At 40.7% G+C, this 26,072-nt stretch carries 21 protein-coding genes and 2 pseudogenes; 17 read left to right on the top strand and 6 right to left on the bottom strand.

Going from position 1 to position 26,072, the window contains the following annotated elements; translation table 11 throughout:
- Nucleotides 1-204: 204 nt before the first annotated feature.
- The 7 genes from L6C30_RS00215 to L6C30_RS00185 all read left to right on the top strand — a co-directional run bounded on the left by L6C30_RS00215 (nucleotide 205) and on the right by L6C30_RS00185 (nucleotide 7,520).
- Nucleotides 205-2,562, top strand: coding sequence for a hypothetical protein (locus L6C30_RS00215; protein ID WP_236162288.1), 2,358 nt, complete (start codon nucleotides 205-207; stop codon nucleotides 2,560-2,562).
- Between the two features lie 79 nt (nucleotides 2,563-2,641).
- A complete protein-coding gene (locus L6C30_RS00210; RefSeq protein ID WP_236162289.1) occupies nucleotides 2,642-2,914 on the top strand; it encodes a holin in 273 nt (90 codons plus the stop codon).
- Nucleotides 2,898-3,185, top strand: a complete 288-nt coding sequence (locus tag L6C30_RS00205; protein WP_236162290.1) for a hypothetical protein — start codon at nucleotides 2,898-2,900, stop codon at nucleotides 3,183-3,185. Before L6C30_RS00210 ends, L6C30_RS00205 begins: the two co-directional genes overlap by 17 nt.
- Nucleotides 3,166-3,750 (top strand): N-acetylmuramidase family protein, encoded by a 585-nt coding sequence (locus L6C30_RS00200; protein WP_236162291.1) that lies wholly within the window; start codon nucleotides 3,166-3,168, stop codon nucleotides 3,748-3,750. Before L6C30_RS00205 ends, L6C30_RS00200 begins: the two co-directional genes overlap by 20 nt.
- A 754-nt stretch (nucleotides 3,751-4,504) precedes the next feature.
- On the top strand, nucleotides 4,505-4,684 hold the full coding sequence (locus tag L6C30_RS00195; RefSeq protein ID WP_070156055.1) for a hypothetical protein: 180 nt from the start codon (nucleotides 4,505-4,507) through the stop codon (nucleotides 4,682-4,684).
- Nucleotides 4,685-5,098: 414 nt separating this feature from the next.
- Nucleotides 5,099-6,421, top strand: coding sequence for an NCS2 family permease (locus tag L6C30_RS00190; RefSeq protein WP_026438181.1), 1,323 nt, complete (start codon nucleotides 5,099-5,101; stop codon nucleotides 6,419-6,421).
- A gap of 97 nt (nucleotides 6,422-6,518) precedes the next feature.
- Nucleotides 6,519-7,520, top strand: a complete 1,002-nt coding sequence (locus L6C30_RS00185) for an adenosine deaminase (protein WP_236162292.1) — start codon at nucleotides 6,519-6,521, stop codon at nucleotides 7,518-7,520.
- A gap of 103 nt (nucleotides 7,521-7,623) precedes the next feature.
- On the opposite strand, the pseudogene L6C30_RS00180 reads toward L6C30_RS00185, so the two are convergent.
- A pseudogene (locus tag L6C30_RS00180) lies at nucleotides 7,624-8,172 on the bottom strand (cytochrome b).
- Between the two features lie 229 nt (nucleotides 8,173-8,401).
- Here L6C30_RS00180 and L6C30_RS00175 point away from each other — a divergent pair.
- Both L6C30_RS00175 and rnhB read left to right on the top strand, forming a co-directional pair.
- The gene (locus L6C30_RS00175) at nucleotides 8,402-8,788 is read left to right on the top strand and encodes a hypothetical protein (RefSeq protein WP_236162293.1); all 387 of its coding nucleotides are present in this window, start codon (nucleotides 8,402-8,404) and stop codon (nucleotides 8,786-8,788) included.
- An 87-nt stretch (nucleotides 8,789-8,875) separates the two neighbouring features.
- Nucleotides 8,876-9,457, top strand: a pseudogene (rnhB, locus tag L6C30_RS00170) (ribonuclease HII); the annotation flags it as partial.
- 162 nt (nucleotides 9,458-9,619) lie between these two features.
- Here the strand turns inward: rnhB and csrA are convergent.
- From csrA to alaS, 3 genes are all read right to left on the bottom strand, one after another.
- On the bottom strand, nucleotides 9,620-9,874 hold the full coding sequence (csrA, locus tag L6C30_RS00165; protein WP_004971589.1) for a carbon storage regulator CsrA: 255 nt from the start codon (nucleotides 9,872-9,874) through the stop codon (nucleotides 9,620-9,622).
- Nucleotides 9,875-10,125: 251 nt separating this feature from the next.
- Entirely contained in the window at nucleotides 10,126-11,406 is a 1,281-nt protein-coding gene (locus L6C30_RS00160) for an aspartate kinase (RefSeq protein WP_178318484.1), read from the bottom strand.
- Between the two features lie 64 nt (nucleotides 11,407-11,470).
- Entirely contained in the window at nucleotides 11,471-14,164 is a 2,694-nt protein-coding gene (gene alaS / locus L6C30_RS00155; protein ID WP_236162294.1) for an alanine--tRNA ligase, read from the bottom strand.
- A gap of 462 nt (nucleotides 14,165-14,626) precedes the next feature.
- On the opposite strand from alaS, the gene L6C30_RS00150 reads away from it, so the two are divergent.
- The 6 genes from L6C30_RS00150 to L6C30_RS00125 all read left to right on the top strand — a co-directional run bounded on the left by L6C30_RS00150 (nucleotide 14,627) and on the right by L6C30_RS00125 (nucleotide 20,315).
- The gene (locus L6C30_RS00150) at nucleotides 14,627-15,661 is read left to right on the top strand and encodes a type I glyceraldehyde-3-phosphate dehydrogenase (protein WP_236162295.1); all 1,035 of its coding nucleotides are present in this window, start codon (nucleotides 14,627-14,629) and stop codon (nucleotides 15,659-15,661) included.
- A 134-nt stretch (nucleotides 15,662-15,795) separates the two neighbouring features.
- On the top strand, nucleotides 15,796-16,110 hold the full coding sequence (locus tag L6C30_RS00145; RefSeq protein WP_236162296.1) for a hypothetical protein: 315 nt from the start codon (nucleotides 15,796-15,798) through the stop codon (nucleotides 16,108-16,110).
- A gap of 164 nt (nucleotides 16,111-16,274) precedes the next feature.
- On the top strand, nucleotides 16,275-17,441 hold the full coding sequence (locus L6C30_RS00140) for an ATP phosphoribosyltransferase regulatory subunit (RefSeq protein WP_236162297.1): 1,167 nt from the start codon (nucleotides 16,275-16,277) through the stop codon (nucleotides 17,439-17,441).
- Between the two features lie 69 nt (nucleotides 17,442-17,510).
- A complete protein-coding gene (locus tag L6C30_RS00135) occupies nucleotides 17,511-18,830 on the top strand; it encodes an adenylosuccinate synthase (protein ID WP_236162298.1) in 1,320 nt (439 codons plus the stop codon).
- Between the two features lie 237 nt (nucleotides 18,831-19,067).
- Complete coding sequence (locus L6C30_RS00130; RefSeq protein WP_236162299.1) at nucleotides 19,068-19,376, top strand: hypothetical protein; 309 nt, start codon at nucleotides 19,068-19,070, stop codon at nucleotides 19,374-19,376.
- A 156-nt stretch (nucleotides 19,377-19,532) separates the two neighbouring features.
- Nucleotides 19,533-20,315 (top strand): M48 family metallopeptidase, encoded by a 783-nt coding sequence (locus tag L6C30_RS00125; RefSeq protein ID WP_236162300.1) that lies wholly within the window; start codon nucleotides 19,533-19,535, stop codon nucleotides 20,313-20,315.
- Nucleotides 20,316-20,510: 195 nt separating this feature from the next.
- Here the strand turns inward: L6C30_RS00125 and L6C30_RS00120 are convergent, their stop codons facing one another.
- Both L6C30_RS00120 and crp read right to left on the bottom strand, forming a co-directional pair.
- Nucleotides 20,511-21,560, bottom strand: coding sequence for an NADP(H)-dependent aldo-keto reductase (locus L6C30_RS00120; protein WP_236162301.1), 1,050 nt, complete (start codon nucleotides 21,558-21,560; stop codon nucleotides 20,511-20,513).
- Nucleotides 21,561-21,764: 204 nt separating this feature from the next.
- Entirely contained in the window at nucleotides 21,765-22,469 is a 705-nt protein-coding gene (gene crp, locus L6C30_RS00115) for a cAMP-activated global transcriptional regulator CRP (RefSeq protein WP_004971566.1), read from the bottom strand.
- Nucleotides 22,470-22,617: 148 nt separating this feature from the next.
- Between crp and L6C30_RS00110 the strand changes: the two genes are divergently transcribed.
- Together L6C30_RS00110 and clpB are read left to right on the top strand one after the other, a co-directional pair.
- On the top strand, nucleotides 22,618-23,040 hold the full coding sequence (locus L6C30_RS00110) for an OsmC family protein (protein WP_070156041.1): 423 nt from the start codon (nucleotides 22,618-22,620) through the stop codon (nucleotides 23,038-23,040).
- A gap of 312 nt (nucleotides 23,041-23,352) precedes the next feature.
- Nucleotides 23,353-25,932, top strand: coding sequence for an ATP-dependent chaperone ClpB (gene clpB, locus L6C30_RS00105; protein ID WP_236162302.1), 2,580 nt, complete (start codon nucleotides 23,353-23,355; stop codon nucleotides 25,930-25,932).
- The last annotated feature ends 140 nt before the right edge of the window (nucleotides 25,933-26,072 follow it).

Raw genomic sequence — 26,072 nt, 5'->3', positions numbered from 1 at the left:
TTGGCCTTGATGATTGCTCTGCAATTTTTTGGCAAGCCAGTTTCACTGTACGTTGGCTTGCTGTTTGAGTCCTCGCACCCACTCAGCAGAAAACCCCAAACAAAGCAACGATAATTTTCTTCATTCCCAACCCCTCAATTTTTCTTATCCCCAAATTAAACCACATCAACCACCTTAACTGGTGGTTTTTTTATGGATATTCTTATGTCAAATATCGCATCACCAATGCCGCAAATTCGGGCTAAGTTCACAAATAAGCTCGGCATTCCACTGTCTGGCTGCAAAGTTTATACCTATGAGCCGAATTCAGATATTCCAAAAACCACATGGCTTGATATTGATAAAACAACCGAAAACACAAACCCGATTTTGCTTGATGCGGCGGGTGAAGCTGATATTTTCCTTGATGGCTTGTATCGGGTTGTTGTTAAAGATCGATTTGGGTTTGTGGTCTATGATGTTGAGAAAACGGGTACATATACAGAATGGGATGCTTCTTTTGTTGTTTATCATGGTATTCCCCAAAAAAAAATAAATGATGGGCTAGAGTCGATTGCAGAAATGTTGGCAATTCAAAACCCATTCAACGGCATGCGCGTCTTTGTAAAATCTTACTATCCTGGAAATGGCGTTAGCTATCTTGGTGAGGCAACCCCGTACAAAGGTGGCAACTGGTTTATTTATAAGTCAGCTCGTGCTGCTGAAAATGACGGTGTGTTTATTTTTAACGGTTGGGAGCGTTTCTTAGAGTCCGATACTTATACTCCGTACATGGCAGGTTGTGCGTGTGATGGTGTGACCGATGATGCTCAGAATTTTGATAAGCTGAATTTTGCATTGCAAAAAAACAAACTGACAGGTCGGATCATTATCGACAAAGATATGCTAATCAATAGTGAACTACCACGTACTGGTAGTATGACGCATATCCCGACATCAATTAAATGTGGTGTTCGGTTAGTATCTGGTTTTCATATTAATATCTTGTCAGGTGCATCAATTAAAATAGGCTCATATTTTAATGATGGTTCAACTTATGTATTCTGTGCTGCAAACCCAAGTTCTGAAGAAGATTGGGTTGATGCAAACCCACAAGATGATGTTCAATTATTTGGCGCGGGAACTATTGATAGTAGTTTAGCTGGTGGGATGACAAGCACACACTCAACATCAAGGTATCTTGTTTTCTTGGGTGGTTGCACTAACTTCCACATGTACGGCTTAACAACCATAGGCGGGGATTACGGCAACATCTTGGTTGCGCGTAATAAGGCTAAGGGTGTGCGCTTTCATGACAATCATGTAAAAGATACTTTATCAAACACATCATTCAGTAATGACCATAGCTCGCTTTGGGTTATTGCCCCTGATTGCAGAGTGTACAGTAATAAGTTTACGGATAGCTCACTTAAGGCACGATTGATTGCTTGTGCTTTTGAATCACATGGGACTGAAAACTACTTCTATAACAATACAGTAGATGGTTATTCTGTTGCGCTTCTACAATGCGCGTATCTTTGGGATTACGCACAACCAGTAAAAGATAACTTTTTTGCTTATGGAAACACTGCTAAAACCAATCACTTTCTAGCGTTTTGGTTTCAAGATGGTGGTGTTGAACCTTACGGTTTTGCTGATATTTTTGATAATGTGCATAATGCCTTATCATACACTAGCGAGCAGGCGTATTTAGATGCAGGTATTAAGTCATCAATCTTGGCTGGTCGAGATTTAACGCAGCGATCATTCATCACAACCTCTGGAGATCTGGCGAAAGATTACGGTGTTATTGTTAAAAGCGCGCAACAATTCAGAGATAATAGTTTTTTTGCAAGTTTTGACACGGAACTTAATGAACAGTTTTTAGATATGCGCATACTCTTTAATGAAGGCTTGCATATTTTTAGAAACTATATCAAAGCACCAAAGTTGTTCACGATTAAAAATCAGTTTGCACACCTCGGTATTGATGTTCAAATCATACTGCGAAATTATATCTTTAAAGATAATGATGTTGATTATTCAGGTGTTCGTGCTGGCTCTAAGATCGCAGAGCTTGATGTATATAGATTAAATGGCTGTACTTTTGAAGTCGATATTAATGCATCTTATCCGAGGGGGGTAGCTGAACAAGTACCAAGTTCAATTAATATCTATGATCAAGACAACAGCAGAGGTAATACTATAAGCTACACACACAACGGACAAAATAATCTTGCGACAGCATGTAGTGGTCTTGAGCAAATTATGACTTATAGTGTAAAGTTCGCGCAAAGCAACAAAGTTAAACTTGATGCTAAACCATTGATTTACGTTGCACCGCAACCTGCTAATTTAAAGATGGCTCAAGTTTTTACACTAGAAGCTTCTGCAAACTTTGCGAGTTGTGAGGTGCTTTCGTACAGCAAAGATGCGTTTGCTAGTTTTGTTCTACCAGCAAAGCTTTTTAAATCATCAGCGCAAAGCGATAAACCATTTATAGGTGTTGCTTTTGATTACGGATTCACAAATACATCTGACACTTGGCTTAATAGTAGAGTTTATGCAAGATTCACAAACTAAGCGCAGTATTTTATTTTAAAAATAGCCCTAATCTTTAATGAGATTAGGGTTTTTTTATTACCAAAATTTAGGGGGCACCGTGTCTGAAACGAAGCAAGCCGCTGCGGAGATTGCAGCAACAGTATCAGCAGCAGCAAGCAAAACAACGTATGTCGGGGCAGGCGGTGGCTTTATCGCTTGGCTTTTATCAATAGACATATTGCCATGGCTGGGTTTCGCAGTCGCTTTAGCAGGCTTTATTGTGAATCTAGTGTTCAAGTTTTTAGAAAATCAACGTGCAGCAGAATTGCACAGAATCAATATGCGAAAAATTACGTGTAAAAAGGGTGGGTGTGATGAAACTGATCGATAACTGGAAACAGGCTTGGAAACTCAAGTCGGTACAAGTGGGTGCATTAAGCGCCTTTTTTTATGTCTTGATGTATGCGGCTTTTGAACTACTTTGGCTATTTGGCTCTAATTTTCCACAATTTTGGGCAGCAGTACCACAAGAAATTAAAGAGTTATTGCCACACTCATGGGTGCTATGGCTTGGCTTTTTGAACAACGTGTTAAGTATTTTTTCACGCTTGAAATATCAGCCTGAATTGCACGGAGATAATGATGAGCAAAAAACTAACTGAAGCTCAGATTCAAGCACAAGCATTGGGACTCGGTATCGAAGTTGCAGCACTAAAAGCCGTGATTGAGGTTGAGTGCAAGGGCAGTGGGTTTAATGCTGACGGCACACCAGTGATTCTATTTGAGCGCCATGTATTTCGGCAAAGACTAATCGCAAATGGTAAAGCAGCAATAGCAGACAAAGCTATGCGAGAGCGTCCTGATCTGTGCAACAAAACTATGGGCAATTATGGCTTATATTCTGCACAGCACGGACGTTTGAATGCTGCTGCTCAATATCACCGTGAATCGGCTTTAGAGTCAGCATCATGGGGCATTGGTCAAGTCATGGGCTATCACTGGAAAGCTTTAAGTTATCCAACTCTGCAAAACTTCATTAATGCGATGTATCGTGACGAAGCATCGCAACTTGAAGCAATGTGCCGCTTCATTAAAGTGAATGGCTTAGTAAACGCACTAAAAAACAAAGACTGGAAAGTATTTGCACGCGGCTACAATGGTCCCGCTTATGCTAGAAATGCTTATGACGTAAAACTTGGTAATGCGTATAAGAAAGCTCTCAAGTGAGGGCTTTAGTGCAAACCCTACGCAACAAGGCGTGTTGGGGTTTGCTGTTTTAAGATACTATAAATTCTGCTAAAACCCGATATAATCATTGTGTCAGGTGAATTTCGATAGAAATAGACCAAAATCATAGTGTGTCAGGTCTTGTGTCAATGCTACTTAATGCATTGATATTTATAAAATGTTATCCACCTTGACATCGTAGAGGTCTCCAGTTCGAGTCTGGATATGCCTACCATATTTACTGAGTAATCAGTGACTTAAAGCCCATCTTATAAGGTGGGCTTTTTGTTTCGTGGTGTTTTTAGGGAATCAAGTGTTTCTACTGTGTCATAAGTCATTTATTTAAATTTAAAACAATAACTAACGGTAGCTAACTGACGTGTTTCATCAATTACACTTTATTTTCTAGGGTGTATATTTATTGGGAGTTTAGTTCAATCGCAATAAGATCATTCAACACTAACTGAGCGGTTTTCCTCAGCTTTTATCCACCGTATTTTTTGAATCAAACAACTGAACTTAGCATAATGGATGCAGGATTGGATGTGGTTTGGGCTTCGTTTCTATGGTTAATCGCGATTGCAACAACATTTTTCTATGTCTCTTAAAACACTTTAAAAACATCAATCAGACAATCGCGCAATGGGGGGAAGTTCATGGCTCATAAGTGAATTTTGATGTGGGTACATTAAGAGTTACATTGCACATAATTTTTGATACTATGTATTAAAATTGTTCACTAAAAGTAAATGATATGAAACACAATCTTGTACTAATTTTGGTGGTGTTGGTCGTTTTATTAGGTTATCTTGTTTACTTGGAAGAGCAAACGAGAAAGCAGGCAGAACTGAACCAAGTTTTGACAGAATCTGCAAATTTATCGCTAGAAAAAACAGAAGTCGCTACACCTCACGCTTTGCAAGTCACAGAATAAACGTAGAAATTTCTAACATGCTGTCTGGTAATTGTCTTATTCATCACTCTTTTGTGTGGTTCACTTTATCGTAAAATTTTATCTTTAATTCAAAAAACTAGAATTTAAAAAAAATCCCTATGATATAATTTGCCAATTGAAACTGCTTCATCACAACTCAATTGCATTATTTTTGAGTGTGACTGAAGTGAAACAAGATGAACAAAGCTGCATAAAATTTATGCGGCTTTTTTATTTAGCATTCCGAAATTTTGATTTTGATAAAATCAAATGATTGATTGTGAATTAAGTTTATCTTTTTTGTGATTTTACATGCTCATTGGGCAAATCTATTGTTACAACTGACACAGGTTTTAAGTGCTGACTTAAAATTGAGTCATGCTACAAACTCAGTTTATTTACAGGGGCTAGGTCATGACGACTCCTAATCCATCCTCAGCGGGAATGCTTGAGCGCTTATTCAAATTAAGTGAAAACAAGACCACATTCCGTACCGAGATTTTGGCGGGTGTAACCACATTCTTAACTATGTGTTACATCATTATTGTCAATCCGATGATTTTATCTGAAACAGGAATGGATCATGGAGCTGTCTTTGTCGCCACCTGTTTAGCCGCAGCAATTGGCTGTTTAGTGATGGGGATTGTTGCCAATTACCCAATCGCACTGGCACCTGGCATGGGGCTAAATGCCTATTTCACTTACTCGGTTTGTTTAGGCATGGGTGTGCCTTGGCAAACGGCTTTGGCAGCAGTTTTTGTATCAGGGATTATTTTCATTGCTATTAGCATGTTTAAAATCCGTGAAGCAATTGTAAATGCCATTCCTATGTCATTAAAACTAGCCATTGGCGGTGGTATTGGTTTATTCCTTGCTTTAATCGCACTTAAAAATGCTGGTGTTATTGTCGATAATCCTGCGACTTTGGTGGGCTTAGGTGACTTAAAACAACCCACTGTACTTTTAGCGCTATTGGGGTTTTTAATGGTGGTGGTGATGCATCACTTTAAAGTGCGTGGTGCAATTATCATCAGTATTTTGGTGCTGACTGCTATTTCAACAGCTTTAGGTCTAAGCGAATTTAAAGGAGTGGTTGGTGAAATTCCATCTATTGCACCTACTTTTATGCAGATGGACTTTGAAGGTCTATTTACAGCAAGTTTAATTGGTGTAATTTTCGTATTTTTCTTGGTCGATTTATTTGACTCTACAGGCACTTTAGTGGGTGTTTCACACCGCGCAGGCTTGTTACAAGATGGTAAATTACCTCGTTTGAAAAAAGCGCTTTTTGCCGACTCTTCTGCCATTGTAGCAGGTGCGGCATTGGGTACATCTTCAACAACGCCATATATTGAATCATCTGCAGGTGTTGCAGCGGGTGGTCGTACTGGTTTAACCGCAGTGATTGTTGGCTTGTTGTTTATTGCCTGTTTATTTCTAGCGCCGCTCGCGCAATCGGTACCTGGTTTTGCAACAGCACCTGCCTTGTTATTTGTGGGTGTATTGATGATTCAGGGCATTGTGCATATTGATTGGGATGATATTACCGAAGCAGTGCCTGCCTTCTTAACACTCGTGTTCATGCCATTTACCTATTCTATTGCCGATGGCATCGCCATGGGCTTTATTAGTTATGCCTTAATTAAACTACTCACTGGCAAAGCGAAGTCTGTACCTTATATGGTGTGGATAATTGCTGTACTTTGGGCATTAAAATTTGCCATGTTTGGCGGTTAACATTTTTAAACTGAAAAGGGGTGTAAACTCAGTTTGCACCCTTTTTTATTTTGATCAATTTTTAAAATTCTCCCATAAAATACAAAAAGGACTGAACATGAATCAACTTGAGCTAATCCGTGCATTACCTAAAGCAGAACTGCATGTGCATATTGAAGGTACTTTTGAACCTGAATTGATGTTTGCTATTGCACAGCGCAACCAAATAGATATCCCGTATCAGTCTGTAGAAGAAGTCAAACAAGCTTATAACTTTCATAACTTGCAGTCTTTTTTAGATATTTATTATGCAGGCGCACAAGTATTGCTACATGAGCAAGATTTTTACGATTTAGCGTGGGCATATTTTGAAAAATGTGCTGAAGACCGTGTGGTACATACCGAAATGTTTTTTGACCCGCAAACCCATACCGAGCGTGGTGTGGCATTTGCAACCGTGATTAATGGTTTACAACGTGCTTGCGAAGATGCACAAACACAATTAGGCATCAGTTCACATTTAATTATGTGTTTCTTGCGTCATTTAAGTGAAGATGCTGCATTTGTTACGCTAGAAGAGGCTTTACCTTATAAAGATCAAATTATTGCAGTGGGTTTAGATTCAAGCGAAGTCGGGCATCCCCCTTCAAAGTTTGAACGTGTCTTTACCAAAGCACGTGAAGCAGGCTTTTTAGTCGTGGCACACGCAGGCGAAGAAGGGCCATCCGAATATGTTTGGGAAGCGTTAGATTTACTGAAAGTAAATCGTATTGATCACGGTGTGCGTTCTGAAGAAGATCCTGTATTAATGCAGCGTTTAATCGCAGAAAAAATGCCGCTCACGGTTTGCCCATTGAGTAATTTAAAGCTATGTGTGGTGGATGATATGACACAGCACAACATCCGCCGTTTATTGCAGCAGGGTGTTAAAGTGACCGTCAATTCAGATGACCCATCTTATTTTGGTGGCTATATGAATGATAACTTTGTTGCAATTAGCCAAGCTTTAGACTTAAGCAATGCTGAATTAAAACAATTGGCGATCAATTCTTTTGAAGCTTCATTTATTTCGGTTGAACAAAAGCAAAAATGGATTGATCAAATTCAAGTATTGGCGTGAGTTAAACTGAATTTAGATTCGCTTAGATTACAAAGCAGCAGCTTAATTTAAGCTGCTGTTTGGGGGGAACAATTTAAGTCGCTTTAAATTCAAATTTTTAAAATTATTGACCTTGCTGCGTCATACTACGCAATACATCTTCTTTATCTATAAAGTGATGTTTGAGTGCGGCAAATACATGCTCAACCAACATTGCCTCTGCAAACCAAGACAATAAGTATGCACAGGTTTAACAATCCGTAATAGTTATGGGGTCTTATCCACCCATGCTGGAATTTCAAATAAATACAGCACATGCACAAGTTTCCCCCCACTCTCCAACTAAACAGCCCGTAATTGGAATCGCAAGCAGCATAAAAAACAGACCCAAATGTCACAAATGCGCTTATGTTTTCATCAAAGATGACATACTGTCAGGCAATTGCGGTACAGGGTGGGTATAACGCCAAAATAAGCGAATCACCCATAAACTATAATTGGTGTAGCGATATTTTATGCAGGGTAATCACATCACCTTTGAAGCTGTCATCGGCTTCATCGCTTATAAGGTTGCCACTAAAAAACCGATTGCCCGTGCGGCAATAAAAATAATCGCCATGAGCAAATGTAAAAATTCTGCGGTACGGGTGTAATATGAGTGAGAACTGTTCATGTTGTATTTCAGGCTAATGGATGCTTGCATGCTATACAACCGCATGTGGTAAAAAGTATCTACCTGCAACAGAGTGTTGAAAATCTGCAATGCTGAAAAAAATAAAGTTCTTATTAAGACTAGGCACATGAATGTAGAAATTGCAAAAAGCTATTCCTTCGCCAAACAAGTTTAGGCACAATAGCGGCATTGTTTCATCCAAATGACTTGAATATTAAATACAATATCCATGAAAAAACTACTCGCTGTATTGGCACCTATCGCTTTGGCTTTATCTGCATGTACCACAACTACAGGTACTACTACAGGAACGACAACTGCACCGACAGCAACTCAACAATTGGGTATGACGGCTATTAAAATTGCAATTAATGCCAAGTGTGTGACTGAATTAAATAACATTCCTGCATGGCACACTGCGACACGTGTGATGACAACAACGCAAAAGCAAAATGTTCAAGCTGAAATTTGTGGCTGTGTCAGTGAAAAAGCACCACAAAACGTGACTGCAGTAGATTTAGCCACAGCAGCAATTGACCCTGCTGCCCGTGCAACGATTGTGAGCAACGCGGTATCAAGAACCATTAATGCATGTGTGGCAGAAGCAGTCAGATAAGTTTAGTGACTCTGTACAATTAAAAAAGGGTGCATGATGACGCGCATTGTGAGATAGGCTGAATATTTCAGCCTTTTTTTTAGGAAAAAGATGATGAAAATTGCGGGTGTTGATGAAGCAGGCCGTGGGCCTTTAGTAGGTTCTGTTGTTGCCGCGGCAGTTATTTTAGATCCGAATAACCCGATTGAAGGTTTAAATGACTCTAAAAAATTGACAGAAAAAAAGCGTGAAAAGTTGTTTGTTGAAATTCAGGAAAAAGCTTTAGCTTGGGCAATTGCAGAAGCATCAGCAGCCGAAATTGATGAAGTGAATATTTTGCAAGCGTCGTTATTGGCGATGCGTCGTGCGGTAGAAGCTTTGTCTATTCAACCTGAGCATGTCTTGGTCGATGGCAATAAAATTCCGCAAGGTTTAGCAATGTCGTGTGATGCAGTTGTGGGGGGAGATGCATTACATGCAGAGATTTCGGCAGCCAGTATTTTAGCCAAAGTGGCGCGAGATCGTGAAATGGTGTTGCTTGACCAAGCATTTCCACAATTTGGTTTTGCTAAACACAAAGGTTACCCAACCAAAGCACATTTTGAAGCGATTGCACAGCATGGTGTGATTTCGGCACATCGACGAAGTTTTGCACCTGTGCGAAAGGCTTTAGAATTGATGGAAAAATAACATTAATTTTCATGTAAAACTATTGCTGAGTTGTAGATAAAACATCCTGTACATAATCAGAATCAGCGAGCAACATCGAAATGGGGCAAGTTTTAAAAAAGCATTCAGAAGAAAAATTTAAAGCGGCAAATGAGCCGCTTTATATTCAATTACCTTAATCGTTTAACGATTAAAGTCATTTTGCGAGTAGTTATCTTCTTCAAATGATGGTTGATAATCTTGATCTAAGTGTTGCAAATGCTCATGCATGGCACGCTCGTGTTGAATACGTTGATAGATTTCTTCACGATGAACCGATACTTCTTTTGGCGCATTTACCCCAATACGAACCTGGTTACCTTTGACGCCCAGCACAGTCACGCTGACTTGGTCCCCAATCATTAATGTTTCTCCGACACGTCGGGTGAGAATCAGCATGTTTATCTCCTTGCAAAATGCTAAACCTGCATTGATTTTTAAAGCAATTTAAAAGTCACAACCAAATAAAAAACCAGTAAATTTTAACGGAACGTATCATTATTTATTTTATAAGATACAGCGCTGTCAAAATTTATGAAAGCATATTGCTCAATATAACAGAGCCACTATAAAAAAAACTATAGTGGCTCTAATTTTTTGTACTTTTTCGCAAAATTTGTCAGACAATTACATTTTCTGACAGGGAGTCATTAAGCGCGTGCGCTAGACTCGCCGCTTTCACGATCTAGACCAAATACAGTGTGTAAACTACGAACTGCAAGCTCTAGGTAATTTTCTTCAATGATTACTGAAATTTTAATTTCAGAGGTAGAAATCATGAGAATGTTAATGCCTTCATCAGCAAGGGCAGTAAACATTTTGCTTGCAACGCCCGCATGTGAACGCATACCTACACCTACGATAGATACTTTGACAATGTCGCTACGTGTCGCGACTTCACGCGCACCAATTTCTTTTGCAGTAGCTTCAAGAATTGATTTTGCTTTGGCAAGTTCACCGCGGTTTACGGTAAAGGTAAAGTCAGTAGTACCATCTTCTTCTACGTTTTGGATGATCATGTCGACTTCAACATTGGCAGCGCCAATAGGTGACAAGATTTTAGATGCAATACCTGGCTCGTCAGGCACACCTAAAATAGTTAATTTTGCTTCGTCACGGTTAAACGCGATACCTGAGATGATAGGTTGTTCCATGTTGTCTTCCAATTCAGTAGTAATGAGTGTGCCGACATTTTGTTTAAAATCTTCGTCGAATGCGCCATCATCGTCATTATCAAAACTTGATAATACACGTAAAGGAACTTGGTATTTACCTGCAAATTCAACCGCACGAATTTGCAATACTTTAGAACCTAAAGATGCCATTTCTAGCATTTCTTCAAAAGAAATACGATCTACTTTTTTAGCTTTTGGTGCGACGCGTGGGTCTGTGGTGTAAACCCCATCTACGTCAGTATAAATTTGACATTCATCAGCTTTCAATGCAGCAGCAAGTGCAACGCCAGAAGTATCAGAACCACCACGACCTAAAGTAGTGGTGTTACCTTCGGCATCAAAACCTTGGAAACCAGCAACCACAATCACACGGCCTGCGTCTAGGTTTTCAGTCAATACATCGGTATTGATTGATTCAATACGTGCTTTGGTAAATGCGCTGTCAGTTTGAATACCAACTTGGCGACCTGTTAGTGATTTTGCCTCAACACCAATAGAATTCAGCGCCATCGCTAACATCGAAATCGTCACCTGTTCGCCTGTAGACACCATTTGGTCTAATTCACGCGGATCAGGGGTTTCGGTAATGGCTTTCGCGAGAGCGAGTAGGCGATTGGTTTCGCCACTCATGGCAGAAACGACAACCACTACTTTGTGGCCATGATCATGCCAGCGCTTCACACGACGAGCAACATTTAAAATGCGCTCGGGAGTACCCATTGAGGTACCGCCATATTTTTGAACGATTAGTGCCATAGTTGTTCCATATAAGCCATGACCCTGAATTACCGGTGCAGGGTCAGTTACACAAAAAGTGAGATTATTTTGCCGCAAGCCAAGCAGTTAAACCTGCCATCACCGATGCAAAGTTCTCGTTAAGTGGCGCGCCACCTTGTGCCAAATCAGGTTTACCACCACCTTTACCACCTAGTTCTGTAGCCAAGTGTTTGATGATGTCTCCTGCTTTAATCGTAGCAGTAAAGTCTGGTGCAACAGAAGCGATCAAGCTGACTTTATCGCCCTCTACACCTGCAAGTACAATCACTGATTGGTCGAGTTTGGATTTTACACCGTCGTGCAAGTTACGCAGTGATTTTGCATCCATATTCTGTACAGTCGTAATGAGCGTAGTACGCCCAGCAAGTTCTTGTACTTGACTTAAAAGTTCATTTGCTTGGAAGTGCGCTAATTTTTGATTGAGCTGTTCAATCTGCTTTTGAAGGCTAGAAGCAGTATCGACCAAACTGGTGACTTTTTCTAAAGTCTGGTCTTTTTGTGCTTTCAACAAGGCATTAATACTGTTGATATCACGTTCAGTTTTTTGAACGGCTTCAACAGCTTTGCTGCCTGTAATTGCTTCAATACGACGTACACCAGCTGCAACACCACCTTCAGAAATGATTTTGAATAGACCAATATCACCCGTACGTTTTACGTGAATACCACCACACAATTCAATGGAGAAGTTTTTATCTTCAATAATAGAACCCATAGAAAGTACGCGAACTTCATCGCCATACTTTTCACCAAACAGCATCATTGCGCCTTTGGCTTTCGCTGCTTCAATATCCAGTAATTCAGTAGAAACTGCGGTATTGGCAATAACTTCTGCATTCACTAAACGCTCGATTTCTTGTAATTGTTCAAATGACACAGGTTGGTCATTGGCAAAGTCAAAACGTAAAATATCAGAAGCAACTAATGAACCTTTTTGCTGTACGTGTGCGCCTAAAACTTGACGTAGGGCAGCGTGTAATAGGTGTGTTGCAGAGTGGTTGCGTGCAGTTGCTTCGCGGATGTCTGCTTTTACAATGGCTTCGACGGTTTGCGCAGCTTTTAGGCTGCCCATGGTGACAATACCTTGATGGACAAAGGCACCGCCAGATTTTTTGGTGTCTTGAACTTCAAAAATCCCTGTTTCGTTTTTGAAGATACCTGTATCGCCAATTTGACCACCGCTTTCTGCATAGAAAGGAGTTTGATTTAGTACGATTAAAGCTTCATCGCCTTCAACCACTTCATCGACTTGTTCGCCATCTTTGTAAATAGCCACAATTTGACCTTCGCCTGCAGTCGCATCATAACCATCGAATTGGGTGTCACCCTCAACTTTCACAATTGAGTTGTAGTCAACCGCAAACTTACCTGCGTCACGTGCACGTTGGCGTTGTGCTGCCATTTCAAATTCAAAGCCTGCTTCGTCAATGGTCAATTCACGTTCACGTGCGATGTCTGCTGTTAAGTCAGTCGGGAAGCCGTAAGTGTCATATAGTTTAAATACTACTTCGCCTGGAATTACGGAACCTTTCAGTTGTGCTAATTCACCTTCAAGCAATTTCAAACCTTGCTCAAGCGTTTTGGCAAACTGTTCTTCTTCTTTCAGAAGTTGTGCTTCAATACGCGCTTGTTGTGCTGCAAGTTCAGGATAGGCATCGCCCATGACTTCAATGAGTGGCTTCAACATTTTATGGAAGAATGAACCTGTTGCGCCTAATTTGTTGCCGTGACGTACTGCACGACGAATAATACGACGTAAAACATAACCACGACCTTCGTTAGATGGGTTTACACCATCCGCAATCAGGAAACAGCAAGAGCGAGCGTGATCAGCGACTACTTTGAGCGAAGCAGGGTAGTCTACAGTTTTGCCAGTTTGCTGTGCAGTTGCCTCAAGCTCAGTAGTATCTAAACCAATAATTTCTGCTGCATTTTTGAGTAAGTGCTGGAACAAGTCGATTTCGTAGTTTGAGTTGACGTGTTGCAATACTGCAGAAATACGTTCCAAGCCCATACCAGTGTCTACAGAAGGTGCTGGAAGCGGATGCAATACACCATCTGCAGTACGGTTGAACTGCATGAATACATTGTTCCAGATTTCAATGAAACGATCACCATCTTCTTCAGGTGTGCCAGGTAAGCCACCCCAGATATGATCGCCATGATCATAGAAAATTTCAGAACACGGACCGCAAGGACCTGTATCACCCATTGCCCAGAAATTATCTGAAGCATATTGACCGCCTTTGTTGTCGCCAATACGGATAATACGAGAAGCATCTAAACCAATTTCTTTGTTCCAGATGTCAAACGCTTCATTATCGGTGTGATAAACCGTGGCATATAAACGCTCTTTCGGTAGAGCCAACCATTGTTCGCTGGTTAAAAACTCCCAAGCAAATTTAATTGCATCACGTTTGAAATAATCACCAAACGAGAAGTTACCTAGCATTTCAAAGAATGTATGGTGACGAGCAGTATAACCGACATTGTCTAAATCGTTGTGTTTACCGCCTGCGCGAACACATTTTTGTGACGATACAGCCCGCACATAATCACGTTTTTCCAGCCCTAGGAAACAGTCTTTAAACTGGTTCATACCCGCATTGGTAAATAATAAGGTTGGGTCGTTGGCAGGAACTAGAGAACTCGATGTGACACGTGTATGCCCTTGCGATTCAAAGTAACGCAAAAATGCTTCACGAATTTCAGCTGATGTCATAAAACGAGTACTCACAACCAAGTCACTCCATAAATTCTGATTTGGCTAAATGCAAGACAGTCTGACAAAAAATAATTCTTTTGCTGTCATGCAGGCTTAAAATTTTAAAAACGCCAAATTATAACGGAAAAAGCCACTATCACCAATCATTTTAGTGTGAATAGATGACAATATCTGACTCAAACTTTGTTGCTCATACACAGAATAAATCTTTGCATTAGAAGATGATGAATATTTATATTCAAAATAAGCGTTTAATGCAGGCCAGTTAATATGCCGAACTGCCATAAAGCGGAATGCAGAAAGTTAAAAAATGTAGATGTGCGGGAGAAAGCCAAAGCCGATATTTCAATTTGCCGAATTAAACAACAAATTGCGTGAAAATTCGTAGAATTGATCTGATTTTTTTCAGTAGGCGAGCAAAATCTATTAACATAGCAATGCTTAAATTTTGATTTCATTATGAAAGGATCAGTCATGCAACGAGTGGCAATCAATGGCTTTGGTAGAATCGGGCGCAATGTGCTGCGGGCTTGGTTTGAAAACCCCAAAGACTTTCATTTTGAAATTGTCGCGATAAATGACATTGCCGATGTAGAAACCCTAGTTCATTTATTTAAATACGACAGTACCCATGGTCGTTTTAAAGGGCAGGTGGAAATCAGCCTTGAAAATGAACAAATTTTCTTGAATATTTCCGCAGGTCTGGCGCAATTAAAAGTTCAGGTCTTGAATCAGTCTCAACCTGCGCAATTGCCATGGCAAGCTTTAAATGTGGATGTGCTACTAGAATGCACGGGGTTGTTTCGTTCTCGTGAGGCAGCAACGCAGCATATTACCGCGGGTGCAAAACGTGTGATTATTGGTGCCGCGCCATTCGATACTGTAGATGCTGCGATTGTTTATGGTGTGAACCATCACGAAGTCAAAAGTACCGACCAAATTATTTCCAGTGTGTCTTGTACCACGCAGGCTTTAGTGCCACTGGTTAAAATTATTGATGATGCTTTCGGAATAGATACCGCATTAATGACTGAAATACATGCAGTTACAGCCGATCAAACTGTATTGGATCAGGCGCATCGCGATTTACGACGTGCGCGCGCATCAGGACAAAATATTATTCCGACAACTTCATCTGCCTTGGGTGCTTTAAAACAAGTCATGCCAAAAATGGAAGAGCGGATTGATGGTTATTCGATTCGTGTGCCAACCATTAATGTTGCAGCTATTGATTTAACTTTTATTTCGCAGTCACCCATTACGGTGCACAAATTGAATCAGGTGTTATGTGCTTCGGCAGCGCATGATTATGCCGAAATTATGCAAGTGACCGATGAACCTTTGGTATCGAGTGACTTTAACCATTCACCTTATTCGTTAATTGTCGATTTAAGCCAAACCATGGTGGTGGGCCATCAAGCCAAAGTTTTTGCCTGGTATGACAACGAGTGGGGTTATGCCAATCGTTTACTGGATTTGTGCGAATCTTTTAGTCAGCGGGTAGTATAAGAGCTACTTTTAAAGACATATACAAAGTGTAAAAAGCATGCAATAGTGATGAAAGATTTTATAATTCGTATTCACGGTTAATTCACTGATTGATAAAACAAAGTTTGCATAGAAAGTTTGAATAGAGTAGTAGCATGATGATTATTTTATTGTGGGGATTTATTTTTTTGCTGGCACTTGCTGTAATTTTTCTGATTTGGTTGCAGTTTAAAAATCAGGCAGACAGCAGCAGCGATGTGCGGCATCAACAGCAAGTCGAGCAAAAAGTATTACATTTAGAAGAGCATCTGAAAAAGACTTTGGAAATTATGCAAGACTTGGCCAAAAAGATGCAGGTTCAGCAAGATGCGCTAGATAAAACCGTGCAAAAAACAGCACAGCTTGAAATGCAAAATGCCGAGTTGGTCAGTTTATTGGCAAAGGTAGTCAAATCAAATCAGGACTTTTAAATGACGGTTTTGAAAGATGTCGTGTATTCATATTTTTTACCGCATATTTCAGAAAAAGTCAGGTGCATGAGCAAAAGTATCATGCTAAACTAGGAGAAATCGGGTGTGCTCCCGATTTTTTTATGCGGATTCGTTCCGCGCAAACAAGAATTTAGGTTTACAACATGCCCATTTCAGAGACATGGTTATTACCTGATGGTGTAGCTGATGTATTACCAGAACAAGCGCAAGTGATTGAAAACTTGCGTCGTAAGTCACTGGATTTCCTTGCATCTCGAGGTTATCAGTTGGTGTACACGCCATTCATAGAATACATTGAATCTCTATCTTCTCTATCAGAATCGAATCAAGATTTAGACCTTGCCACATTTAAAGTAATTGACCAACTTTCAGGTCGTTTGCTAGGTGTGCGTGCCGATATGACACCCCAAGTAGCACGTATTGATGCGCATGTACATCCTGTAGATGGTATTGCACGTTACTGCTATGCAGGTACGGTTTTACATACTAAACCACAAGGTTTTAATTCTACACGTGCACCATTGCAATTGGGTGCAGAGTTATTTGGTTCAGATAGCATTGATGCCGATGTAGAAATGGTTGATCTTATGATCAGCTTGCTCAAAGAAGCAGGTCTGGCAGAAGGTATGCATTTAGACTTGGGTCATGTCGGTATGTTCCGTAGCTTGGTTAAACAAGCAGAATTAAGCAAAGCCATTGAACGTCAAATGTCAGATTTATATCAGCGTAAAGCATTGCCTGAACTGGCAGAATTTACCCGAGATTTAAACTTCGGTTCAGATTTTTATGCTTTAGGTCGCTATGCCAGCGATTTAAATGCTTTGCAGGCTCATTTAAGTGCTGAAGTGTTGACAAATAGCGAATTTAAGCAAGCGTTTGAAGCGGTTAAAGCAACACAAGCTGAAATTCAGGCGCGTTGGCCAAATCTGCATATTGGTATAGATGTGGTTGAGCTGCGTTCTTATCATTACCATACGGGCTTAATGTATGCGGTATATGCACCGAATCGTGCTGCGCCATTGGCTCAAGGTGGTCGTTATGATGGCATTGGTCAGCATTTTGGACGTGCGCGTCCTGCAACAGGTTTCTCTTGTGACTTGTTTGTATTAAGTGCAGGCCGTTTTGAATCATCGGCTGTTGTTGTTGCGCCTAAAGGCTCACAACCCGATTTAATCGCGGCTATTCAAAATACACGTGCGCAAGGCTTTAGGGTAATTCAATTGTTGGGCAATGATGATTTAAACTCGGTTCCATACGCAACGCACCAATTGGTTCTTGCAAATGGTGAGTGGATAGTCGAAAAAATTTAATCGCCAAGGCATGTTTCATGTTACAAGTCTTGGTTTTCAATTTTAACAGCATGATGTAATGAGGCTATTATGGGCAAGAATGTTGTGGTACTTGGTACCCAATGGGGCGACGAAGGTAAAGGTAAGATCGTCGACCTGCTCACCGATCAGGCGGCGGCAGTCGTTCGTTATCAAGGCGGACACAACGCAGGTCATACTCTCGTGGTTGGTGGTAAGAAAACTGTATTACACCTCATTCCATCAGGTATTTTACGTGAAAACGTACTGTGCCTAATTGGTAATGGTGTTGTGCTTTCTCCTGAAGCACTTATTAAAGAAATGGGTATTTTGGAGCAAGAAGGCGTGCCAGTGAAAGAGCGTTTACGCATTTCACCAAACTGCCCACTTATTTTGCCGAATCACATTGCACTTGATCAAGCACGTGAGAAAAAACGTGGTAATGCCAAAATTGGTACAACAGGTCGTGGTATTGGCCCAGCTTATGAAGATAAGGTTGCACGTCGTGCAATTCGTGTTGCAGACTTGGTGCGTGGTGGTGAGGCGTTACGTACTCAATTGACTGAATTATTGGACTATCACAACTTCCAATTGACACAATACTACGGTGTTGAAGCAGTTCAGTTAGATGAAGTTTTAGCACTATGCGACCAATGGCGTGAAGTGATTGCACCATTAGTGGTTGATGTAACAACCGAAATTCATAATTACCGTAAAAACGGTGACAATATTATGTTTGAAGGTGCACAAGGTTCATTGCTTGATGTTGACCACGGTACTTATCCGTATGTGACTTCATCGAACACGACTGCGGGCGGTGTAAGCTCGGGTTCAGGCTTAGGTCCATTACATTTAGACTACGTTTTAGGGATTACCAAAGCCTATACCACACGTGTAGGTGCAGGTCCATTCCCAACAGAGTTGGTATACGACGCAGCAAATGACGTGGGTGATGCGATTGGTAAACACTTAGGTACTGTGGGTCATGAGTTCGGTGCCTCTACAGGTCGTCAGCGTCGTTGTGGTTGGTTTGATGCCGAAATTTTACGTCGTTCAGTCGATGTAAACTCACTTTCTGGTATTTGCTTGACCAAGTTAGATGTGTTGGATGGTTTAGAAGAAATCAAAATCTGCGTAGGTTATGAAAATACCGATTCAGGTTGCGTAGGTTCTTCTGATGCGCTTGCATACGAAAACTTAAAGCCAATTTACGAAACCATGCCAGGTTGGTCTGAATCAACTGTCGGCGCGACCAGTGTAGAACAATTGCCTGAAAATGCAGTGAACTACATCAAGCGTCTTGAGCAGTTAATTGAATGTCCAATCGACATTATTTCTACAGGCCCAGACCGCGCAGAAACGATTGTATTACGTCATCCATTTGATGCTTAAGTGTTGTGCTTTGACATAGAATTTAAGCTCTGATGATGTACTCAGCCCTGTCTATATGATGGGGCTTTTTATTGATGTTGTTTCAGTTTCCATAGCGACTCATTTGGTGAAACATTGCAGATGATGATGAGTGAGTGGTTTTTTCAAGACTAAAGTTGCAGATGACTGGCACTGTGCAGCGCAGGGTGGCTTGTTACAATGGCTTTAGAAAATTAAATTTAATTAAGGTTATGCAGGATGCATAAAAATATTACCAGTACGATTTTTTATTCTTTGTTGTTCGCGATGGGCGGAGCACCGACCATTGCCATGATGCTGATTTTATCGCAAAAGCATGATCCGAATATTATGTATCAGGCATTTATGGGTTTGAGCGTTATTTTTGCCTGTATTTTGGTGCCACTGATTCTGATTCAAAATGCTTACCTACTCTACAAACGCAAAAATCCAGCAATGGAAGAAAAAGTAGAAGTAGTATCTAAAATTTACTTGGGTTTAAATATCTTCTGTTTAGTGTTTTGGTTGTCTTATCAATTTCTTTACTAAGGTAGTTATTGATCGCTTAGACATATAATCTGTACACAGCTTAGGCGTTATTTACATAAATAATATGATTATGAAGTGATTATTGATTTAAAGCCTTGAATTGATTTTATACAATTGATTGATATGAAGATAGCTCGTAAGGCGGAGATTATTATAATGAACAAAAAACTGATGTTAAGTTTATGTGCCGCAGGCGCAATCACAGTGTCAGGGTGTACCACTGTTGCAGACATGGCAGGTGCAGATACTGCCACCTTAAATGCAACTGCATCTAAAAGTTATAACGAAATGGTACAAGACGCACGCAATAAAAATCAGTTAGACACTAGTTCAACTACGTATAAACGGATTAATACCGTGTTTCAGCGTTTGATTCCATATGCCAACCAAATGAACCAAACAGGACAGCCTTTCCAATGGCAATTGGCGGTGCTTAAGTCTGATCAGGTAAACGCTTTTGTTGCACCTGGCGGGAAAGTGGTGTTCTATACAGGTATTGTCAATAAACTGAATTTAACCGATGCTGAAATTGCTGCAATTATGGGGCACGAAATGGTGCACGCACTAGAAGAACACGCTAAAAGTAAAATTGGTGCGCAAGCTTTAACAGACTTGGCGTTGAATGTTGGCTTAAGTGCAGCGGGTAATAACGTTGGTCAATTGGGTGCAGCAGCAGCACAATTGGGTACGCAAATTGGGATTGGCTTGCCATATTCGCGTAATTTGGAAGGTCGTGCCGATCAGGGTGGCTTAATGCTTATGGCGCGTGCAGGTTATAACCCGCAAGCTGCTATTACCCTTTGGGAAAAAATGAACAAACTTGAAGGTGGCGGTGGTGCATCGTTCTTATCAACGCACCCATCGAACAGTCAGCGTATTGAGGCGATGCGTAAAAACTTACCTGCAGCTCAGGCAATTTATAACAAAAACCGCCGCTAAGATAACATTAGTCAGTAAGACAGATGAATCAAAGAAAGGATGTGCATAGAAATGCGCATCCTTTTTTAAAATTTTTGACTTTAAACAACATAAAAATGGTGCGTTATAGCTGAACTCATGTTTTTAATTTAAACGCCAGCTCACTTGTTTACTTCAATTTTCTAATTTCATTTTAAAGCAGTGCTTAAAATGAAATTAGGGTGCTGGATTGGGTTGTTGACGATGAATGGCTTCAATACCTTGTAAAATTTCATCTGATAAGTTGATGTCAAAAGCATCAATATTTTCTTTGAGTTGTGCCATATTGGTCGCGCCAATAATGGTACTGGTTACAAAAAATTGCTGCTTAATAAATGCCAGAGCCAGTTGCGTTAAACTCAAGCCGTGTTGTTCTGCAAGTTGGGCGTATTGTTCGGTCGCCCATTCGCTTTGTGGATTGCTGTAACGGCTAAAACGTGAATAAAGCGTGACACGGGCATTGACAGGGCGTGCACCATGACGGAATTTACCAGTTAAATAACCAAAAGCCAAAGGTGAGTAGGCGAGTAGTCCAATACCTTCATAATGGGCAATTTCAGACATGCCGATTTCGTAAGTGCGGTTCAGTAAGTTATAAGGATTTTGTACGCTGACAAATTTGCTTAATCCTAGCTGTTCTGCCAAGTGTAGAAACTTCATGGTGCCCCAGGGGGTTTCATTTGACAGGCCAATATAGCGAATCCGCCCTTTTTGAATTTCTTGTTGCAACGCGGTTAAGGTTTCAGCAAGGTCGGTTACTTCTTGCGAATTTTGTGCTTCTTGGTTGCCATAACCGAGTTTGCCAAAAAAGTTGGTCGGACGCTGCGGCCAGTGCAGTTGGTATAAGTCAATATAGTCGGTTTGAAGGCGTTTTAAGTTGCCATCTAGCGCAGATTGAATATCCTGCGCGTTAAAGCGAGTTTTGCCATCTCGAATATGACTGCCGCCTTGCGATGGGCCTGCAATTTTAGAGGCTAAAAATAATTTATCACGTCCGCCATGTTGCTGTAACCAATTACCAATGATAGTTTCAGTTGCACCTTGAGTTTCTATTTTGGGCGGTACGGGATACATTTCTGCGGTATCCCAAAAATACACGCCACGCTCTAAGGCATAATCCAGTTGCTCAAAGGCATCTGATTGCGTGTTTTGTTCACCAAAGGTCATCGTGCCCAAGCAGATTTCTGGAACTAAAATCCCCGTCTTTGCCAATGGTTTAAATTGCATATTGTCTCTCGCTCAAAATTATATGTATATATTGATGTTACAAGAGCTGAAACCATTTTGCGCCACTTGTGGCTGCGAAAATTGCTACTTCATTGTAGTGACAGCAATAATGGTATTTTGATAATTGAAAATGGTAAAAAATTAACAGCTGGTAATAAAAAAGCAAATCCGAAGATTTGCTTTTTTAAAGAGAATATAGATGGTTTACTCGTCATCAAAGTTGCCATCAGTGGATTCATTTTGCTCCAAAGAAGCATCAAAAATCAGAATGGCTTTACCATCAGTTTCAATCATGCCTTGCTCTTCAAGTGTTTTTAGAACACGCCCGACCATTTCACGTGAACAGCCGACAATACGACCAATTTCTTGGCGTGTAATACGAATTTGACGACCGTTTGGCAAAATCATGGCTTCTGGCTGCGCAGAAAGATCAATCAAGCAACGTGCAATACGACCAGACACATCTATAAAGGCAAGGTCAGTCACTTTACGTGTGGTATTTTTTAAACGACGTACCAGCTGTGCAAAAACGGCATAGCTTAAATCGGGATATTGTTTGCTGAGTTCGTGGAAATTTTCATAAGTAATTTCTGCGATTTCACAGACATCACGAGTACGAACCTCTGCAGTACGTTGTGGATTCGATTCAAACAGACCCATTTCCCCAAAAAAGTCACCTGGATTCAAATATGCCACAACAATTTCGCGATCGTCATCTTCGCGAAGAATAATTGATACTGAACCTTTTAGAATCAAATATAATGATTTTGATTCAGTCCCTGCATCAACAATAGTTGTCCGTTTTGGATAACGGTTGATGTATGCACGTTTTAATAATGCTTTGACTGAGTCAGGCAGTTGTCCTGGGGACAATGCATCAGTACTCAGCTGTGAAAAGTTGGAAGTCATGCTAACGGTTCCGAAAATGGATAAATAATAGATCGCACAAGACCTAAGCTGAACTTGTCACACAGTAGAGATGAAATTCCTTATCAACTCAAGTTATGTTAGTGTACAAATACCCGTGTCAATTTATAGTTTTTTTTAGGTAGTTGCAATGCAAACAAGTGTTCAGTGGTTAGAGAACGTTGCTTTTGAAGCCAAATCAGAAAGTGGTCATTCTGTAGTGATGGATGGATCCGCAGAATATGGTGGTGAAAACCGTGGTCCACGTCCTATGGAGTTAATCTTAATGGGACTTGGTGGTTGTGCTTCATTCGATATTGTGACTATTTTAAAGAAATCACGCCAAGAAGTGACGCATGTTGAATGTCAGTTAACAGCAGAACGTGCCGATAGCATCCCTGCAGTGTTCACCAAAATTCATTTGCATTTTGTAGTCAAAGGCAAGGCTGTCAAGGAAAAGCAGGTCGCGAAGGCGGTTGAACTTTCAGCAGAAAAATACTGTTCTGCTAGTAAAATGCTATCTGATGGTGGTGTTGAAATTAGCCATGATTTTGAAATTATTGAACAAGATTAGGCGTTGACTGATAGGTCATACAATGGTTGGTATATTTGCCAATCATTGTAACTAAATATTTCAATTTGCATGAATAATAATCAAAAGCCTTTAATTTATTGATATGCAAGTGTATGTCAATCATTCAACTCACTATAAAAAAATTACCAGACTAAACTTGAAATTTACTTTAATAAGTCCAATATTATAATTGAAATCCAACTGTTAATTTTAATTAAGATTTTGAAAAATATATAAAAAATTTAATTGAAATTTACACCTGCGTTCCCATATATCCATCAAGTACACAATTTGTTGTGAGGAATAACAAGAATGCGTTTTGAAAAGTTTACCAACCGCCTACAGCAAGCTTTATCCGATGCCCAATCTCTCGCGATAGGGAAAGATCATACTGCCATTGAAGGCATTCACTTATTGGCGACTTTGCTCGAAGAAGCCTCCAATGTCAGTTTATTACAACAAGCAGGCGCCAACCTACGTGATTTGCAAAGCAAATTACAGCAAGCGATTGCCGATGCACCGACTTTGGCCAATCCAACAGGCGATATCAACTTAAGTCCAGATGCAGTTAAAGCCCTGAATTTGGCTGACAGTTTTGCCCAAAAAGCAGGTGATGAGTTCTTGTCAACCGATTGGTTGATGCTGGGTTTGGCCGAAGTGGGCGCGACCAAAACACTACTGAACAGTGTAGGCGTGACCTCAGGCAGTTTGCGTAGCGTGATTGACAAAATTAGAGGGGATGAAAAAGTTATGAGCAATAATCACGAAGATCAACGTGACTCACTCAATAAATATACCATCGACTTAACTGAACGTGCGTTGGCGGGCAAGCTAGACCCTGTAATTGGTCGTGATGATGAAATCCGCCGTACCGTTCAGGTATTGTCACGCCGTACCAAAAACAACCCAGTACTCATTGGTGAACCTGGTGTGGGTAAAACTGCGATTGTTGAAGGTTTGGCGCAGCGTATTGTGAATGGTGAAGTGCCTGAAAGTTTAAAAGGTAAACGTGTTTTATCTTTAGATTTGGGTTCTTTGTTGGCAGGTGCGAAATATCGCGGTGAGTTTGAAGAACGCCTAAAAGCGGTCTTAAAAGACTTGGCGAAACAAGAAGGTGAAGTCATCTTGTTTATTGATGAATTACACACGCTTGTGGGTGCAGGTAAAGGTGATGGCGCCATGGATGCAGGCAATATGTTGAAACCTGCATTGGCGCGTGGCGAATTGCGCTGCGTCGGTGCCACTACTTTAGATGAGTATCGTCAATATATTGAAAAAGATGCGGCTTTAGAGCGTCGTTTCCAAAAAGTATTGGTAGATGAGCCAAGTGTAGAAGACACCATTGCAATTTTACGAGGTCTGAAAGAACGCTACGAAGTGCACCACGGGGTGAAAATTTTAGATTCGGCGATTATTGCTGCTGCTAAAATGTCACACCGTTATATCACAGACCGTCAACTTCCCGACAAGGCAATTGACTTGGTGGATGAGGCAGCATCACGGATTAAAATGGAGCTAGATTCTAAGCCTGAAGCTTTAGATAAATTAGAGCGCCGTTTAATTCAATTGAAACTGCAACTTGAAGCAGTGAAGAAAGATGAAGATGCAGGCAGCCGTGCCGAAGTTGCGCATTTAGAAAAACAAATTATTGAAGTTCAGAATGAATACAATGATTTGGAAGAAGTCTGGAAAGCGGAAAAAACCTTGGTTGAAGGTACTAAGCAAATACAGACTCAGTTAGATCAGGCACGTATGGCATTGCAAAAGGCGCAGCGTGAGAACGACTTGGCAGAAATGTCACGTTTGCAATACGGCGTGATTCCTGAGTTGGAAAAACAACTGGCACAAGATGAGTTGGTTGAAGAGAAAGAAGAACCAAAATTATTGCGTAACAAAGTTACGGACAATGAAATTGCAGAAGTCGTCAGTGCTGCAACGGGTATTCCTGTATCGAAAATGCTGCAGGGTGAACGTGAAAAACTGCTACACATGGAAGATTTCTTGCATAACCGTGTGGTGGGGCAAGACGAAGCTGTGGTAGCGGTATCGAATGCAGTACGTCGTTCACGCGCTGGTTTGTCTGATCCTAACCGTCCAAGTGGTTCGTTCCTGTTCCTTGGCCCAACAGGGGTAGGTAAAACAGAATTGACAAAAGCTTTAGCAAACTTCTTGTTTGACAGTGATGATGCCATGATTCGGATTGATATGTCTGAATTTATGGAAAAACACTCGGTCAGCCGTTTGGTTGGTGCGCCTCCAGGCTATGTTGGTTATGAAGAAGGTGGTGTGTTAACCGAAGCAGTGCGTCGTAAACCGTACAGTGTGGTGTTGTTTGATGAGGTGGAAAAAGCCCATCCGGACGTATTTAACATCTTATTGCAAGTGTTGGATGATGGTCGCCTGACCGATTCACAAGGTCGCGTGGTGGACTTTAAAAACACTGTAATTGTGATGACTTCTAACTTGGGTTCGCATGATGTACGTGAACTAGGTGACAATCCAACACGTGAAGAAGTACGTGCCGTGGTCATGGCAGCAGTGTCGCAACATTTCCGCCCTGAATTTATTAACCGTATTGATGAATTGGTGGTGTTCCATTCATTGGAAAAAGCACAAATTCGTGGCATTGCCGATATTCAATTGGATCGTTTACGTGCACGTTTAAGCGAACGCGATTTGCGCTTGTCGATAGACGATACTGCATTTGATCAATTGATTGAAGCAGGTTTTGACCCAGTCTACGGTGCACGTCCATTGAAACGTGCGATTCAGCAACAAGTGGAAAACACGTTGGCGCAAAAAATCTTAGCAGGCGACTTTGTTGCAGGCGATACGATTTTAATTAAAGCTGAAAATGGTCAATTGGTGTTTGAAAAAATGAAACTCAGCTAATTGGCTATATGTTAGCAACTTTCAATAAACCCAGCTTCGGCTGGGTTTTTTTATGACTGACAATTCAGGTCACATTAGTAAAATTTTTGGTCAAAAGTGACAGCTATTTTAAATATTTTGTGATAAATATTTTATTTAAG

The organism is Acinetobacter sp. KAM396, from assembly GCF_021602765.1.
Taxonomy (GTDB): domain Bacteria; phylum Pseudomonadota; class Gammaproteobacteria; order Pseudomonadales; family Moraxellaceae; genus Acinetobacter; species Acinetobacter towneri_A.
Note: the sequence above shows the minus strand (reverse complement) of the source record. Positions and strands in the feature narration are given on the sequence as shown.